Genomic DNA, 14,837 nt, shown 5'->3' with positions numbered 1-14,837 from the left:
AGCGGGCCGCGCGCCCTTGCCTGCCCGGCCCGCGCGGCCCTAAGATCGCCGCCGGGGGGACGGTCGATGCGCATTCTGCTGGTCGAGGACAACGCGGCGCTGGCCGACGGGCTGGTGCAGCTTCTGGCCGGTGCGGGACATGCCGTGGATCATGTCGATGACGGCGCCTCGGCCGAGGCGCTGATCGCGGCGGAACGGTTCGACCTGGTGATCCTGGACCTGAACCTGCCGCAGATGGACGGGCTGGAGGTCCTGCGCCGCATGCGCACCCGCCGCGACCCGGCCGCGGTGATGATCCTGACCGCCCGCGGCACGCCCGAGGAACGCGTCCGCGGCCTGGACCTGGGGGCGGACGACTACATGGTCAAACCCTTCGAGATCACCGAATTCGAGGCCCGCGTCCGGTCGCTGCTGCGCCGCCAGGCGGGCCTGCGCGCGGCCGAGGTCACGATCGGCGGCGTCATGCTGGACCTGACCGCGCGCCGTTTCCTGGCCGAGGGGCAGCCGATGGACCTGCCCGCCCGCGAACATGCGCTGCTGGAACTGCTGTTCATGCGCGCCGGCAAGGTCGTCCCCAAGGAGACGATCATGCAGTCCATGACCTCGCTGGAGGATACCCTGTCGGACAACGCGATCGAGCAATATGCCAGCCGCCTGCGCCGCAGGCTGGCGCCCCACGGGGTGCAGCTGCGCACCGCGCGGGGCATCGGCTATTACATCGACAAGGGCGTCTGAGCGCCGATGGGATCGCTGCGCCGCCGCCTGCTGGCCTGGCTGCTGGCGGCCACGGCCGCCCTGGGCACGCTGGCGATGGCCGACACCTGGTCCGAGGCCGTGTCCACCGCCCGCGCCGTGTCCGACCGGGTGCTGACCGGATCGGCGCTGGCCATCGCGGAACGGGTGACGGTGGGCGACGATGCCGCCCTGCAGGCCGACATCCCCTATTCCGCGCTGGAGATGCTGACCTCGACCGCGCAGGACAGCGTGTTCTATCGCGTCGACGGGCCGGGCGGGTTCATGACCGGCTATGCCGACCTGCCGCTGGCCGAACCGGGCGCGGATGGCGCGGGCTATGCGGATGCGGTGTTCGCGGGCGCGCCGATCCGGGTCATCACGCTGGCGCGGACCGTGTCGACGGGCATCGAGTCCATTCCGTTCCGCGTGACGGTCGCGGAATCCAAGCTGGCGCGGAACCAGCTGTCGCAGGCGATCCTGCTGCGCTCGGCGGCCAGGTTGGCGCTGATGATCTGCGGGGCGGCGGCGATCATCTGGATCGCGGTGCCGCTGGCGCTGCGCCCGCTGAACAGGCTGGGCGACGCGATCAGCGCGCGGCGCGCGGACGACCTGTCCCCCCTGCCCACCGACGTCCCGCAGGAGGTCCAGGACCTGGTCGCGGCGATGAACTCGTTCATGGTGCGGCTGGACACGGCGCTGTCGGCGCTGCGCAACTTCACCGGCAATGCCAGCCATCAGCTGCGCACGCCGCTGGCGGTGATCCGCACCCAGCTGACACTGGCGCACCGGGCGGGCGACGCGCAGGCCGCGCGATCGGCGGTGGCCAAGGGCGACGCGGCGCTGGCCGATGCCGAACGGATCCTGGCGCAGCTGCTGCTGCTGGCGCGGGTCGATGCGGCCGCGGGCCATCCGATGGTCGCGCCGCTGGATGCCCACGCCCTGGCCCGCGATCTGACCGGAGAGATGATCCCGCGCGCCGCCGGTGCGGGGATCGACCTGGGATATGACGGCCAGCCCGTCGTCGTCCGCGCCGAACCCGTCCTGCTGGCCGAGGCGCTGAAGAACCTGATCGACAACGCGCTGGCCTATGCCGGCCGCGGGGCAGAGGTCACCGTCCGCGTCGCGCGGCAGGACGACACGGCGGTGATCTCGGTCGAGGATGACGGCCCCGGCATCGCCGCCCCGGCGATGGACCAGCTGACCTCGCGCTTTACCCGCGGCGCGTCGGCCGAGGCGCGGCCCGGCGGCAGCGGTCTGGGCCTGTCCATCGTGACCGAGATCGCGCAGCTGTTCGGCGGGACCTTGCGGCTGCGCGCGGGGGCGCAGGGGCGCGGCCTGCGGGCCGAACTGCACCTGCCGGTGGGGTGACAAACGCGTCTGCGCCCCCCACCCGCCCTTGCATCGCCCCGGCGGCGTCTGCAATATCCGCGCCATGGACGGACAGCGGAAACCCTTGGCGTGCATCATGCGCGTTCTGGTCCTGGTGGCCAGCATCGTGCAGCTTGCGCTGTACGGGGCGACGGCGCCTGCCTCGGTCGAACTGGGGCCGCAGTTCCTGCGCCTGACCGAGGAGCAGCGGCTGTATTCCGACAGCCCGGCCCAGGTCGCAGTCCTGACCTCCAAGGCTCCGGCCGGACCGCAGGCGACATCACCTCTGCCGGACGCCGATCCATGGTACCGCGCGCCCGCGGGGCCCGTCCCGCCGCAGGCCGTGTCGGTCATCGCCGCGTCCGACGCGGACGTTCCCCGGCCGCAGGGCGTCGCCCGCCCTGCCCGCGCCCGCGGCCCTCCGCTGGCCTGACCCGCGCCCGCGGACGCCTGCTGTCCTGACCCGCGGCCGATGGCTCCGCGGCCGCCCCCACAGAGGTGATCCCGGACGGATCGTGCCGCGGCACGGCCGCATCGCATGCGCCGTCCCGTCATCACCCGCATCTTGCCGCATTCCCCCGACGCCCGCATGATCTCGCCTGGGATCCTGCCCCGCCCTGCATGCCGCCCCAGCGAAGGACCGCCCTTGATGATCACCCCCACCGCCCTTGCACAGCAGAACCTTCTGGTGCTGCTGGCGGTCCTGCCCTTCCTTTCCGCGCTTCTGCTGATCAGCGTCTCGGGGCGCGCGGCGGGGATTCTGGCGGGCATCACCATGCTGGCCGGGATCGCGCTGTCGGCGGGGCTGGGGGGACCCGTGATGTCGGGCGAGGTGCTGCGCGCATCGCTGGACTGGGTGCCGTCGGCGGGGCTGTCGCTGTCGCTGCGGATGGACGGGTTCGCGTGGATGTTCGCGACGCTGGTCAGCGCGATCGGCCTGCTGGTCGTCGTCTATGCCCAGGTCTACATGGCGGGCAAGGACCGCCTGCCACGCTTCTTCGCTCTGCTGATGGCGTTCACCGGCGCGATGCAGGGCATCCTTCTGTCGGGCAACCTGCTGATGCTGGTGGTGTTCTGGGAGCTGACATCGGTCGTGTCGTTCCTGCTGATCGGGTTCTGGCACCAGGGCCAGGCGGCACGCGACGGCGCGCGCACCGCGCTGCTGATCACCGCGATGGGCGGGCTTTGCCTGCTGCTAGCGATGCTGATGCTGGGCCATGTCGTGGGCAGCCACGATCTGGACGTGGTGCTGGCCGCGGGGCCGCAGGTGCGCGAACACCCGATGTACGGCGCGATCCTGGCGCTGTTCCTGCTGGGCGCGTTCACCAAGTCGGCGCAGGTGCCGTTCCATTTCTGGCTGCCCGGCGCGATGTCGGCGCCGACCCCGGTCTCGGCCTTCCTGCACAGTGCCACGATGGTCAAGGCCGGGGTGTTCCTGCTGATCCGCTTCTCTCCCGTCCTGGGCGGGACCGAGGCGTGGTTCCTGGCCGTGACCGGCATCGGCATGGCGACCTTCCTGACCGGCGGGGTGATCGCGCTGTTCCGCCACGACCTCAAGGGGTTGCTGGCCTATTCGACGATCAGCCATCTGGGCCTGATCACCGCGCTGGCCGGCATCGGCAGCCAGGGCGCGATCCTGGCCGCGATCTTTCACATCTGCAATCACGCGGTCTTCAAGGCGTCGCTGTTCATGACCGCGGGCATCATCGACCACCAGACCGGCACGCGCGACCTGCGCAAGCTGGGCGGACTCGCGCGCGTGATGCCCTTCACCGCGACGCTGGCGATCATCGCATCCGCCGCGATGGCGGGCGTGCCGCTGCTGAACGGCTTTCTGTCCAAGGAGATGTTCCTGGCCGAGGCCGTCGCCTGGCACAACGGCAGCTGGCTGGACGACAGCCTGCCCTATCTGGCGGTCGTGGCCAGCGCGTTTTCCGCCGCCTATGCGATCCGGTTCATCGCGTCGGTGTTCTTCGGTCCGCTGCCCGACGCCCTGCGCGGCCGCGTGTCCGAGGCGCCGGTTCTGCTGCGCCTGCCCGTCAGCCTGCTGGCCGCGGCCTGCCTGGCGGTGGGCATCCTGCCCGCGCCGGTGATTGGCCCGGTCATCAACCGCGCCGCGCGCGCCGTGCTTGGGCCCGACCTGCCCTATTACGACATCGCGATCTGGCACGGGGTCAATGCGGCGCTGATGCTCAGCCTGGTGTCCCTGGGCGTGGGCACGCTGATCTATGCGATGACCCGGACCCGCATCCCCCTGGGCCCCGAAGGCCCGCCCCTGCTGCACCGCCTGCGCGGGCAGCGCGTCTTCGACCGGCTGATGCTGAAGGGGGCGTGGGTCCTGCCCCGCCGCGTGCTGGGCCGGCTTGCGACCGAACGGCTGCAGCCGCAGCTGCGCCTGCTGGTGGCGGTCGCGCTGTTTCTGGCCGTCGCGGCCATCGGCGCGCGGTTCCCCTGGGCACCCCCGGCGCGGGTGACCGATTTCAGCCCGGCATTCGCGCTGATGTGGCTGATCGGCGGGGCCTGCGCTGTGGGTGCGGCGTGGCAGGCCAAGTACCACCGCTTTGCCGCGCTGGCGATGCTGGGCGGCGCGGGTCTGGTCACCTGCCTGACCTTCGCCTGGCTGTCGGCCCCAGACCTTGCCGTGACCCAGCTGCTGGTCGAGGTGGTGACCACGGTCCTGCTGCTGCTGGGCCTGCGCTGGCTGCCCCAACGCCGGGCGGGCCTGCCCGAGGACAACCTGGCATCCGCGCGCAGGCGGCGGATGCGCGACCTGGTGATGGCCGTCGCGGGCGGGTCGGGCATCGCCCTGGTGGCGCATTCGGTGATGACACGGCCGCTGGTCCCGAACGTGGGCGACTGGTTCCTGGCCAACGCCTATTACGAAGGCGGCGGCACCAATGTGGTGAACGTCATCCTGGTCGATTTCCGCGCCTTCGACACGTTCGGAGAGATCGCCGTGCTGGCGATCGTCGGCCTGACCGTCTATTCGCTGCTGCGCCGGTTCCGCCCCGCCCCCGAAAGCGTGGACCAGCCCAACCAGCAGCAGGCCACCAGCCAGCAGGCGCTGGACGACTACCTGATGGTACCGTCGGTCATCATGCTGTGGATGTTCCCGGTGCTGATCATGGTCGCGGCCTATTTCTTCTTCCGCGGCCATGACCTGCCGGGCGGCGGCTTCGCCGCGGGCGTGACCATGGCCATCGCCTTCCTGCTGCAATACCTGGCCACCAATGTGCGTTGGGTCGAGGCGCGGCTGACCATCCTGCCGATCCGCTGGATGGGCATCGGCCTGCTGATCGCGGTGGGCACGGGGATGGGGTCGTGGATCTTCGGCTATCCGTTCCTGTCGGCCCATGCCCGCTATGTCTCGATCCCGCTGATCGGGAACGTGCCCGCCGCGACCGCGCTGCTGTTCGACCTGGGGGTCTTTGCCCTGGTCGTGGGCGCGACGGTGCTGATGCTGATCGCCATCGCCCACCAGTCCCTGCGCGCCGCGCGCCTGCGCGAACAGGACGATGCCACCCCCGCCACAAAGGAGATCCGCTGATGGAGATCGTGCTGTCCCTGGCCATCGGCGTTCTGTCGGCGTCGGGCATCTGGCTGATCCTGCGCCCGCGCAGCTTCCAGGTCATCGTCGGGCTGTGCCTGCTGTCCTATGCGGTGAACCTGTTCATCTTTTCCATGGGGCGCCTGACGCTGTCGGCGCCCGCGATCATGCCCAAGGGCGGCTTCGTCGATCCGACCCGCTATGCCGACCCGCTGCCCCAGGCGCTGGTCCTGACCGCCATCGTCATCAGCTTTGCCACCACGGCGCTGTTCTTGGTCGTGCTGATCGCATCGCGCGGGTTCACCGGCACCGACCATGTCGACGGCCGCGAGAGAGAGCAGCCATGAGCCAGCACCTGATCATCGCCCCGATCCTGATCCCCTTCGTCGCCGGCGCGCTGATGCTGCTTTATGACGACCGCCAGCGCGCGGCGAAATTCTGGCTCAGCCTGATCGCGACCGGGCTGACCCTGGCGGTGGCGGTTGCGCTGCTGATGCGCGCCAAGCTGGGCGCGTCCGAAGGGGCCGAGAACATCGGCTTCTACCTGCTGGGGGACTGGGCCGCGCCGATGGCGATCGTCCTGGTGCTGGATCACCTGGCGGCAATGATGCTGCTGCTGACATCGGTGCTGGCGCTGGCGTCGCTGGTCTATGCGCGGGCGTCCTGGCATCGGCAGGGGCAGCATTACTTTTCGCTGTTCCAGTTCCTGCTGGTCGGTCTGAACGGCGCGTTCCTGACCGGCGACCTGTTCAACCTGTTCGTCTTCTTCGAGGTGCTGCTGGCCGCGTCCTATGGCCTGCTGCTGCACGGGTCGGGGCAGGTGCGGGTCCGCGCGGGGCTGCATTACATCGCGATCAACCTGGCGGCGTCCCTGCTGCTGCTGCTGGGGATCAGCCTGATCTATGGCGTGACGGGCACGCTGAACATGGCGCATCTGGCCAGCATGATGCCCGACATCGATGCCGCCAACCGGCCCCTGCTGCAGATGGGCCTGGGGCTGATGGGGGTGGCCTTCCTGGTCAAGGCGGGCATATGGCCGCTGTCCTTCTGGCTGCCCAACGCCTACATGGCCGCCGCCGCGCCGGTGGGCGCGATGTTCGCGATCATGACCAAGGTGGGCATCTATGCGATTTTGCGCCTGACGATGCTGCTGTTCGCGGCCGGATCGGGCCCGTCTGCGGGGCTGGGCGCGGGGCTGCTGATCGGGCTGGGCATGGCCACGGTCGTCTTCGGCATGCTGGGCGTGCTGGCGTCGCAAAGCCTGGGGCGGATCGCGGCGCATGCGGTGATCCTGTCGTCGGGCACCATGCTTGCCGTGACCGGGCTGGCGCTGGCGGGGGGCGGGGAATGGATGCTGGCGGGCGCCCTGCATTACATGGTCGCGTCGACCCTGGCCGCGGGCGCCCTGTTCCTGATGGTCGAGCCGATGTCGCGCGACGACGGCGGCATCGCCGCCATGCTGGCCCTGACGGCCGAGATCTATGGCGCCAAGGCCGACCTGCCGTCCGACGACGACGGCCCGGACGGCCCCGCCATCGCCGCAGGCCCCGCCCTGCTGGCGGCGTGCTTTGCGCTGTGCCTGCTGGCGTTGGCGGGGTTGCCGCCGATGCCCGGCTTCATCGGCAAGCTGACGATGATCCAGGGCGTCTTCGACACGGCAGACACCAGCCCCTGGCTGGGCTGGGCCTTCGTCGCGCTGCTGCTGGTGTCGGGCTTTGCCACGCTGATCGGTCTGGCGCGGATCGGCATCCAGACCTTCTGGGCCAATGACGACCGCGATTCCCCGGTCATGGCGATGGAGATCGCCCCGATCATGGCCCTGATCGCCGTCCTGGCCATGATCAGCATCGAATCCGAGGCCGTGCTGCGCTATACCGACCGCACCGCGCAGGCGCTGCACCAGACGTCGCGCTATGCCCAGGGCGTGCTGACCGCGCCCCGTGCCGACGACGCGCAGCCGCCCACCCCAGAGGACGTTCCATGATGACCCGGCTTGTCCCCTATCCCGTCCAGTCGGGCCTGCTGACGCTGCTGTGGATGGTGATGACGCGGTTCTCGCTTGGTCACCTGCTGCTGGGGGGCGCGCTGGCGCTGCTGGCGGGCTGGGCGATGTCGTCGCTGCACCCCGAACGGGCCACGCCGCGCAACTGGCGCGTGGTGCCGCGGCTGATCGCCACGCTGTTCGGCGACATCGTCCGGTCGAACATCCGCGTGGCGCGGCTGATCCTGACCGAGGGGCGGTCGGGCCGCCGCTCGGCCTTCCTCGAGGTGCCGCTGCAGCTGCGCAGCCCGACCGGGCTGGCGGTGCTGTCGATCATCCTGACCGCCACGCCCGGCACCGCCTGGATCGAATATTCCCACGACCGCCAGACGCTTGTCCTGCATGTCTTCGACGGGGCCGAGACCGACCATTACCTGCATGTCATCCGCGACGTGTATGAACCCATGCTGCAGGAGATCTTCGAATGAGCGGCACGATCCTGACCTTTGCCATCGGCTATGCCCAGGTGGTCCTAGCCCTGGCGGGCTGCCTGGCGGGCCTGCGCATCCTGCGCGGTCCCCGCGCCCAGGACCGGGTGCTGGCCCTTGACACGCTGTATATCGCGGTGATGCTGCTGTTCCTGGTCACCGGGATGCGCCTTGGCTCACTGTACCTGTTCGAGGCCGCGATGGTCATCGCGGTGATGGGGTTCGTGGCCTCCATCGCGCTGGCCAAGTTCCTGTTCCGCGGAGAGGTGATCGAATGAGCCCGCTTGACGACATCCCCCTGTGGCTGGCCGTTCCGGTGGCGGGGCTGGTGATGCTGGGCGCGACGCTGACGCTGATCGGGGCCTGGGGGTTCTTGCGGATGAACAGCTTCTATGACCGGCTGCATGCGCCGACGCTGGCCTCCAGCTGGGGGACGGGCGGGGTGATCCTGGGGTCGGCGCTGCTGGCCAGCTTTCAGCAGGGGCGCCCGATCCTGCATGAACTGATGGTGGGTCTGGGCATCATGACGACGGTTCCCGTCACGCTGATGCTGCTGGGCCGCGCCGCCCTGCACCGCGACCGGGCCGAGGGCACGCTGCCCCCCGCCCCTGGCGACGACCACCCGGAGACGCGCGAATGACCCCAGGGGCCGACCGCAACGCCGTTCCCCGTCCGGCGCCGCGCCCGCTGGTCACCGACCTGTCGGCCGCGCGCTGGCTGCTGCTGGGGATCCTTGCGGCGTCGATCTATTTCTTCCACGGCTTCCTGATCCCGGTCCTGGCCGCGACGATCATCTGCGTGGCCAGCTGGCGCATCCGCGAGCGTCTGGCACAGCGCAGCGGGCCGACGCTGGCCGCCACGCTGCTGGTGCTGGCGATCCTGTGCATCCTGGTGGTGCCGCTGCTGATGGCGCTGACCTATGCGGCGGCCGAACTGCGCGTCTGGATCCTGTGGGCGGGCAACGTGAACGCCATGGGCGAGGCCACGCCCCCCTGGATCGCTGACATCCCCCGCATTGGGCCGTGGCTGGACCAGCAATGGCGCACCTATATCGGTCAGCCCGGCGCGATCAGCCAGCTGGTCCAGGCGGTGACCGGGTCGAACATCTATTCCGTCTATCGCGGCATCCTGACCGCGGGATCGACCGCGTTCCACTTCATGCTGAACCTGCTGTTCACGTTGATCGCGCTGTTCGTGTTCTATCGCGACGGCGAACGCATCGTGGCGCAGCTGGACCGCGTGGGCGCGCGCATCCTGCCCGGCCGCTGGTCGCACATGTCGCGCGTGGTCCCCGCCACGATCAGCGCGACCGTCACCGGCATGACCCTGATCGCCATCGGCGAGGGGGTGATCCTGGGCACGGCCTATTGGCTGGCAGGGGTGCCCTCGCCGGTGTTCTTCGGGGTCGTGACCGGGTTCATGGCGCTGATCCCGGGCGGGGCGCCGCTGTCCTTCACGCTGATCTCGGCCTATCTGGTGTTCAGCGGAACGCCGGTCGCGGGCGCCGCGCTGTTCCTGTGGGGCACGGTCGAGCTGTTCATCGTGGACAAGACCATCCGCCCCGTGCTGATCGGCGGCCCGGTCAAGCTGCCGTTCCTGGCCACGTTCTTCGGGCTGATCGGCGGGATCAAGACGATGGGCCTGGTGGGCCTGTTCGTGGGGCCGGTGCTGATGGCGCTGATGATGTCGATCTGGCGGGAATGGCAGCGCGACGTGTCCCAGCCCGTGGCCCCCCTGCCCGGTCCCGTCAACCCCTAGTCCTGCGCCCGCAGGACCTGTGCGGGCCGCGCGGCCAGCGGGCGCCACGCAAAGGCCAACCCCGCCACGACGGTCGCGGCGATGCCGCCCGCCACGATGGGCAGCGCCGAGCCCATGTCGAACCGATAGGGCACGTCCATCACGAAGCGGCTGACAGCCCATCCCGCGAGGCCCCCGCCCAACAGCGCGACCAGCCCCGCCGCCGCCCCCATCAGCGCCTGGCGCAGCGCGAAGCTGCCCAGGATCAGCGCGCGCGACGCGCCAAGCGTCTTCAGGATCGCGGCCTCATAGACGCGCGCGCGTTCGCCCGCCGCCGCGGCCCCGATCAGCACGACGAAGCCGGTGACCAGCGTGGCCCCCGCCGCCCAGGCCACCGCCGCCGCAATCCCCGCCAGGGCGTCCGAGGCACGGTCGATCGCCTCGGCCACGGGGACGGCGGTGATGTTCGGAAAGCGGTTGCCCAGATCGCGCAGGATCTGCGCCTCGGCCGCCGGATCGGCATAGACGGTGGCGATGTGGGTGTGTGGCGCGCCCGCCAGCGCGCCCGGGTTCAGCGCCATGACAAAGCCGATGCCCGCATCGCTGAAATCCACCACCCGCAGGTTGGCGATGGTCGCGGTGATGTCGCGGCCCAGGATGTTGACGGTGACGGTGTCGCCCAGGTCCAGGCCGATCTCGGTCGCGATCTCCTCGGACAGGCTGACCAGCGGGGGGCCGGCGTAATCCTGGGGCCACCAGTCGCCGCGGGTGATCTGGGTGCCCGGCGGCGGGGTCGCGGCATAGGTGATGCCCCGGTCGCCGCGCAGCACCCAGTGATCGCCCGCGACCTCGCGCGCGGGGCGGCCGTTCAGCTGCGTGACGATGCCGCGCAGCATCGGCGCGGTCTGCACGTCGCCGACCAGCGGATCGTCCCGCAGCCGGGTCAGGAACGGGTCCAGTTGATCGGGCTGGATGTCCAGGAAGAAATAGCTGGGCGCGCGTTCGGGCAGTTCGGTCGCGATGGCCTGGCGCAGGTTCGACGACACCTGCCCCACCGCCGCCAGCACCGTCAGTCCCAGGCCCAGGGACAGGATCACCGACAGCGCCTCGCTGCGCGGTCCGCCGATGGCCGCCAGCGCCAGCCGCAGCGCGGGTCTGCGCCGTGCCAGCCGCGCCCCCGCCCCCGCCGCGCGCCGGACCAGCGCCGCCGCCCCGGCCAGCACGACAAAGGCCGCCAGGACGCCCCCCGCCATGCCAAGCGTCAGCCGCCACAGCCCCGAAAACAGTGCGGCAGCCCCCACCAGCGCGATCAGCGCCGCAACGATCATCACCAGATAGCGCCGTTCGGGCCAGCCGCCCCCGGATGCGTCCGCGTCGCGGAACAAGGTCGCCGCCCGAATGCGCCGCGTCCGCGCCAAGGGCCACAGCGCAAAGATGAACGCGGTCAGCACGCCATAGACCGCCGCCTGCGCCAGGGGGCCCGGATAGACGCCGAAGACCGCCGGCACCGGCAGGCGCGCCGTCAGCAGCGGCGCCAGCGCCAAGGGCACCAGCGCCCCCAGGATCAGCCCCGCCGCCACGCCGATCGCGGTCACCGCCCCGATCTGCAGCAGGTAGACCTGAAAGATCGTGCGCCCCGACGCGCCGAAGGTCTTGAGCACGGCGATGGTCTCGGTCTTGCGGGCCAGATGGGCGCGCACCGCCGCCGACACGCCGACCCCGCCCACGGCCAGCCCGGTCAACCCGACCAGCACCAGGAACGCCCCGATGCGGTCCACGAAACTGTCGATGCCCGGCGCGCCGCGGCGGCTGTCGCGCCAGCGTGCGCCGCTGTCGGGGAAGGCCGCGCGCCAGTCGGCCCGCAGCGCGTCCAGATCGGTCCCCGGCGGCAGCGCCAGCCGGTAGTTGCTGTCATACAGCGTGCCCGCGCCCAGCAGATCGCTGTCGGCCAGCGCCTCGCGCAGGACCAGGGTGCGGGGGCCGAAGCCGAAGCTGGCCGCCCCCGCATCGGGTTCGCTGACCAGCCGCGCGGTCAGCACGAAATCCTGCGTGCCAAGGCGGAACACGTCGCCCGGCGACAGCCCCAGCCTGTCCGCCAGCAGCGGCGCCATCACGCCCCCGGGCAGGCCCTGCGGGGTCGCCCCCAAGGCCTGCGCCAGCGGCATGGGCGGGTCCAGCACCGCCTGACCCAGCAGGGGCCAGGCCGCGTCGACACCCTTGACCTGGGTCAGGGCGCGTTCGGAGGCATCCCCCTGCCCGACCACCGCCATGGACCGGAAATCGACGATTTCGGATACCGTTACGGCCCGATCCTCCAGCCAGTCCCGCTCTGGGGGCGTGGCAAAGCGATAGGTCAGCTGCACCTCGGCATCGCCGCCCAGCAGGATCGCGCCCTGCGAGGTCAGCCCCGCCTGGATCGCCGCGCGCACCGACCCCACGGCGGCGATGGCGGCCACGCCAAGCGCCAAGCAGGTCAGCAGCACCCAGAACCCGCGCAGGCCCCCGCGCAGGTCGCGCCGCGCCAGCCGGGCCGCCAGCGCCAGGCTCATGCCGCGGCCTCGGCGGCCAGACGGCCGTCGGCCAGGCGGATCACACGATCACAGCGTCGCGCCAGGTCCGGATCATGCGTGACAAGGACCAGTGTCGCGCCATGATCGGCGCGCAGCCCGAACAGCAGATCCATGATCGCCTGCCCCGTCGCCCCGTCCAGATTGCCGGTGGGTTCGTCCGCCAGCAGGATCGCCGGGCGCGGCGCGGCGGCGCGGGCCAGGGCCACGCGCTGCTGCTCTCCGCCCGACAGTTGCGCGGGGTAATGGTCGCGCCGCGCGCCAAGGCCCACGCGGTCCAGCTCCGCTGCCGCGCGGTCGAAGGCGTCGGGCGCACCGGCCAGCTCCAGGGGCGTCGCGACATTTTCAAGCGCCGTCATGGTGGGGATCAGGTGGAAGGACTGGAACACCACCCCCATATGGGACAGACGAAAGCGCGCCAGCGCATCCTCGTCCAGTACGGTCAGGTCCTGACCCATCGCCTGGACAAGGCCGCCCGTGGCGCGTTCCAGACCGCCCATCAGCATGAGGAGCGACGACTTGCCCGATCCCGAAGGACCCACCAGCCCGACCGTCTCTCCACGTTCGACCTGCAGCGACAGGCCGCGCAGGATCGGGACCGGCCCGGCATTGCCCTGCAACGTCAGATGCGCATCGGACAGGCGGATCACGGGGTCGGCCATCGGGTCGCTCCTTCGTCGCGGTCTGGGTGTCGGGGCACGATATGGTCGGCCCGCCCGCGAAGGCAACCGCCTGACAGCCGCCGTCGCGGCGCTGGCGGTCACCATCGCGGCATCATGGGCAGCCCCTGCTGACGCAGAGACGCTGCGCCTGACCGCGATGGGCGACAGTCTGACGCAGGGATACGGCCTGCCGCAGGATCAGGGTTTCGTGCCTGTTCTGGAGGCGTGGCTGCGCGACCGCGGCCATGACGTCGCGGTGACCAATGCGGGCGTGTCGGGGGATACCACGGCGGGGGGTGCCGCGCGGATCGACTGGACGCTGGCGGACGGGCCCGACGCGATGATCGTGGCGCTTGGCGGCAACGATCTGTTGCGCGGGATCGACCCGTCCTCCAGCCGCGCGAACCTGGCGGCGATCCTGGACAAGACGCAGGCGGCGGGGGTGCCCGTGCTGCTGGCGGGCCTGCCCGCGCCGGGCAATTACGGCCCCGAGTTCAAGCGCGACTTCGAGGCGATGTATGCCGATCTGGCCACTGAATACGACGCGGTGCTGGTCCCCGACTTCCTGGGTCCGATCGGGGAAAAGGCCACGCAGGGCCTGTCCCTGTCGGACCTGATGCAGGACGACCGCATCCACCCCAACGCGCGCGGCGTCGAGCAGATCGTGGATGCGATCGGCCCCAAGGTCGAGGAGCTGCTGGCCCGCGCGGATCAGTAGCGCGCGGCCATTTCCGGCAGGGACAGCGGGCGCAGCTTGTCGGCGTTGCCGGCGGTGCCGAAAGCCTCGAACCGGTCGCGGCAGACCTGCGCCATCATCGCCATCGCGGGCTTCAGATAGGCGCGCGGGTCGAACTCGGCCGGGTGTTCGGCCATCACGCGGCGGATCGCGGCGGTCATGGCCAGGCGGTTGTCGGTGTCGATGTTCACCTTGCGCACGCCGTGGCGGATGCCGCGCTGGATCTCCTCGACCGGGACGCCCCAGGTCGGGCGGATGTCGCCGCCATGGGCGTTGATGATCGCCTGCAGATCCTCGGGGACCGAGCTGGAGCCGTGCATCACCAGATGGGTGTTGGGCAGGCGGCGGTGGATCTCCTCGATCACATGCATGGCCAGGATGTCGCCATCGGGCTTGCGCGTGAACTTGTAGGCGCCGTGGCTGGTGCCCATGGCGATGGCCAGCGCGTCCACGCCGGTCTCCTCGACAAAGCGCACGGCCTCGTCCGGGTCGGTCAGCAGCTGTTCCTCGGAGAGCTTGCCCTCGGCACCGTGGCCGTCCTCGGCATCGCCCATGCCGGTCTCAAGGCTGCCCAGCACGCCCAGCTCTCCCTCGACCGACACGCCGCAGGCATGGGCCATCTGCGTCACGCGGCGGGTGATGTCGGCATTGTAGGCGTAATCGGCGGGCGTCTTGCCGTCCGACTTCAGCGACCCGTCCATCATCACGCTGGTGAAGCCGTTCTGGATCGCGGTCGCGCAGGTTTCCAGCCCGTTGCCATGGTCCAGGTGCATGCAGATCGGGATGTCGGGATAGGCCCGCGCCAGGCCCGCGATCAGCCCGGCCAGCACCGCGTCATTGGCATAGGCCCGCGCGCCACGGCTGGCCTGCAGGATCACCGGGCTGCGCGTGGCCTGGGCCGCCTGCATGACCGACAGGCCCTGCTCCATGTTGTTGATGTTGAAGGCGGGCACGGCATAGTCATGCTCGGCCGCGTGGTCCAGAAGCTGGCGCAGGGTGATCATCGGCATGGGATG

At 70.6% G+C, this 14,837-nt stretch carries 14 protein-coding genes; 11 read left to right on the top strand and 3 right to left on the bottom strand.

What is annotated here, in order from left to right; translation table 11 throughout:
- Positions 1-66 precede the first annotated feature (66 nt).
- The 10 genes from F1642_RS00555 to F1642_RS00510 all read left to right on the top strand — a co-directional run bounded on the left by F1642_RS00555 (position 67) and on the right by F1642_RS00510 (position 9,877).
- Positions 67-735: a response regulator transcription factor gene (locus tag F1642_RS00555; protein WP_046000203.1), complete on the top strand. Its 669-nt coding sequence runs from the start codon at positions 67-69 to the stop codon at positions 733-735.
- Between the two features lie 6 nt (positions 736-741).
- Positions 742-2,103 (top strand): sensor histidine kinase, encoded by a 1,362-nt coding sequence (locus tag F1642_RS00550; RefSeq protein WP_194885194.1) that lies wholly within the window; start codon positions 742-744, stop codon positions 2,101-2,103.
- A gap of 97 nt (positions 2,104-2,200) precedes the next feature.
- Positions 2,201-2,536 carry a hypothetical protein gene (locus F1642_RS00545; RefSeq protein ID WP_139599153.1) on the top strand — a complete coding sequence of 112 codons (336 nt, stop codon included), beginning with the start codon at positions 2,201-2,203 and terminating at the stop codon, positions 2,534-2,536.
- 216 nt (positions 2,537-2,752) lie between these two features.
- A complete protein-coding gene (locus F1642_RS00540) occupies positions 2,753-5,650 on the top strand; it encodes a monovalent cation/H+ antiporter subunit A (RefSeq protein ID WP_194885193.1) in 2,898 nt (965 codons plus the stop codon).
- On the top strand, positions 5,650-5,997 hold the full coding sequence (locus tag F1642_RS00535) for a Na+/H+ antiporter subunit C (RefSeq protein WP_045983165.1): 348 nt from the start codon (positions 5,650-5,652) through the stop codon (positions 5,995-5,997). The genes F1642_RS00540 and F1642_RS00535 overlap by 1 nt, the downstream gene beginning before the upstream one ends.
- Positions 5,994-7,634 carry a monovalent cation/H+ antiporter subunit D gene (locus F1642_RS00530; protein ID WP_194885192.1) on the top strand — a complete coding sequence of 547 codons (1,641 nt, stop codon included), beginning with the start codon at positions 5,994-5,996 and terminating at the stop codon, positions 7,632-7,634. The genes F1642_RS00535 and F1642_RS00530 overlap by 4 nt, the downstream gene beginning before the upstream one ends.
- Complete coding sequence (locus F1642_RS00525; RefSeq protein WP_046000366.1) at positions 7,634-8,119, top strand: Na+/H+ antiporter subunit E; 486 nt, start codon at positions 7,634-7,636, stop codon at positions 8,117-8,119. The genes F1642_RS00530 and F1642_RS00525 overlap by 1 nt, the downstream gene beginning before the upstream one ends.
- Positions 8,116-8,397 (top strand): K+/H+ antiporter subunit F, encoded by a 282-nt coding sequence (locus F1642_RS00520; RefSeq protein ID WP_045983163.1) that lies wholly within the window; start codon positions 8,116-8,118, stop codon positions 8,395-8,397. The genes F1642_RS00525 and F1642_RS00520 overlap by 4 nt, the downstream gene beginning before the upstream one ends.
- Complete coding sequence (gene mnhG / locus F1642_RS00515) at positions 8,394-8,759, top strand: monovalent cation/H(+) antiporter subunit G (protein ID WP_194885191.1); 366 nt, start codon at positions 8,394-8,396, stop codon at positions 8,757-8,759. The genes F1642_RS00520 and mnhG overlap by 4 nt, the downstream gene beginning before the upstream one ends.
- Positions 8,756-9,877 carry an AI-2E family transporter gene (locus F1642_RS00510; RefSeq protein WP_194885190.1) on the top strand — a complete coding sequence of 374 codons (1,122 nt, stop codon included), beginning with the start codon at positions 8,756-8,758 and terminating at the stop codon, positions 9,875-9,877. The genes mnhG and F1642_RS00510 overlap by 4 nt, the downstream gene beginning before the upstream one ends.
- Here F1642_RS00510 and F1642_RS00505 read toward each other — a convergent pair.
- Both F1642_RS00505 and F1642_RS00500 read right to left on the bottom strand, forming a co-directional pair.
- Positions 9,874-12,405 (bottom strand): ABC transporter permease, encoded by a 2,532-nt coding sequence (locus tag F1642_RS00505; RefSeq protein ID WP_194885189.1) that lies wholly within the window; start codon positions 12,403-12,405, stop codon positions 9,874-9,876. The genes F1642_RS00510 and F1642_RS00505 overlap by 4 nt on opposite strands.
- Positions 12,402-13,085: an ABC transporter ATP-binding protein gene (locus F1642_RS00500; RefSeq protein WP_255522020.1), complete on the bottom strand. Its 684-nt coding sequence runs from the start codon at positions 13,083-13,085 to the stop codon at positions 12,402-12,404. The genes F1642_RS00505 and F1642_RS00500 overlap by 4 nt, the downstream gene beginning before the upstream one ends.
- A gap of 157 nt (positions 13,086-13,242) precedes the next feature.
- Between F1642_RS00500 and F1642_RS00495 the strand changes: the two genes are divergently transcribed.
- Positions 13,243-13,803, top strand: a complete 561-nt coding sequence (locus F1642_RS00495; protein ID WP_370582727.1) for an arylesterase — start codon at positions 13,243-13,245, stop codon at positions 13,801-13,803.
- Here the strand turns inward: F1642_RS00495 and fba are convergent.
- Positions 13,797-14,831, bottom strand: coding sequence for a class II fructose-bisphosphate aldolase (gene fba / locus F1642_RS00490; RefSeq protein WP_194885186.1), 1,035 nt, complete (start codon positions 14,829-14,831; stop codon positions 13,797-13,799). The two genes, F1642_RS00495 and fba, sit on opposite strands and share 7 nt — an antisense overlap.
- Positions 14,832-14,837 lie beyond the last annotated feature (6 nt).

The sequence above is a fragment of the Paracoccus sp. NBH48 genome, assembly GCF_015390265.1.
Lineage (GTDB): Bacteria > Pseudomonadota > Alphaproteobacteria > Rhodobacterales > Rhodobacteraceae > Paracoccus > Paracoccus marcusii.
Note: the sequence above shows the minus strand (reverse complement) of the source record. Positions and strands in the feature narration are given on the sequence as shown.